The sequence below is a fragment of the Plantactinospora sp. B6F1 genome (genome assembly GCF_040120695.1).
In the GTDB taxonomy this organism is placed as follows: Bacteria; Actinomycetota; Actinomycetes; order Mycobacteriales; family Micromonosporaceae; genus Plantactinospora.
Map to the genome: position 1 here is coordinate 1 of NZ_JBEEAC010000092.1, position 1,241 is coordinate 1,241.

At 63.6% G+C, this 1,241-nt stretch carries 1 protein-coding gene; it reads left to right on the forward strand.

What is annotated here, in order from left to right:
• Positions 1–170: 170 nt before the first annotated feature.
• The gene (locus tag ABNF97_RS33915) at positions 171–701 is read left to right on the forward strand and encodes a pyridoxamine 5'-phosphate oxidase family protein (RefSeq protein ID WP_349341064.1); all 531 of its coding nucleotides are present in this window, start codon (positions 171–173) and stop codon (positions 699–701) included.
• Positions 702–1,241 lie beyond the last annotated feature (540 nt).

Below are 1,241 nucleotides of genomic sequence, written 5' to 3' on the forward strand. Positions count from 1 at the left end.
GCAGCAGCAGCCGCCTTCGATCCTGTAGTCCTCACAAACACATGATCAACAGGCGGCTGCGTCCACGTTACACACCCCCACCACATCCCACGAGGTCAGACCGCCAATGGCGGCTGCCGTACTAGGCGCGGACCGGGCGGCACGGACAGATACGGAAAGACAGGACCTCCATGCACGAAACTCCAGAAGATCTCGAAAAGCTCCAGGCCCTCCTTGACGCCTCCCTCGCCCGCTCCACCTCCCACCTCCGCTCGATCATCAACACCGCGCGCACACTGAACGCGGAGCAGCTCACCCAGGTCCTCACCGGCATGTGCACCCTCGCTCTGTCCAGCGTTACGGCGAAGGGTGAGCCGCGGATCAGCGGTGTGGACGGGCACTTCCTGCGAGGCAAGTGGTACTTCGGCACGGCGCGCGACGCGGCCAAGGCGCGCCACCTCGCGGCGCGGCCCGCCGCCAGCGCCGCACATTTGCGCGGTGAGGACCTCGGCGTCTTCACGCACGGTAAGGTGGAGATCCTCAACCCCCAGCATGGCGATCGGGCCGCGGACTGGCCGGACGTGCTTGCGTACCTTAAGAACTTTTACGGCGACGACCTCTTCGACTGGGACAACGACGTTGTCTACTACCGGCTGCATCCGCACTGGATGACCGTCTATGCCCCCGACCTCGCAAAGCTCACCGTGGCGTCCGAGCCCTGATCCGCAGCGCGGGCCAACCGATGCGCGTCCAAGGCTCGCTTCGTAAGAGGTCTCGTTACCGTCTGGTAGCCCTGACCAGCGTTTCTGCTGGTCAGGGCTTTCTGCCTGTCGGGACGGCCGGATTCGAGGGAGTGTGTCGATTTCGGCTCTGTCTCACACATCCTACGCAGTCCCCGACCCGGACCGGCGTTGGGCAGGTATCCATCGCGAGCCAATCTCTCGCGGCGCCAGATCTCGTCACGTCTTCGTCGCTCAAGCCGCTGGAGGTGCTTTTTCTGGCACTCTGCAAATTCCCAGGCTCCTGCGCAGCCTGTAAGCTGGGATCAGATTCGCCTTTGTGATGTCAGCGCCGCAGACTACAAAGGTGGAAAGCTTGGCAAGTCGGTTCGGGGCAGCCCCGGAATACCGGCTAGTACTCCAACGTCACTTCGCCTGTCTGCGCTGGTAGTGGGATCGTCGGGCTCGGGCTTGGGATGTTCGTCGCCAGATCGACCAGTGCAGGGTGTGTTCTGGCGGTGGCGATGTGGCGAGGACGAAGGC

Coding starts and splice junctions, on each gene's coding strand:
- ABNF97_RS33915 (WP_349341064.1), top strand. CDS start 171: ATGCACGAAACTCCAGAAGATCTCGAAAAGCTCCAGGCCCTCCTTGAC.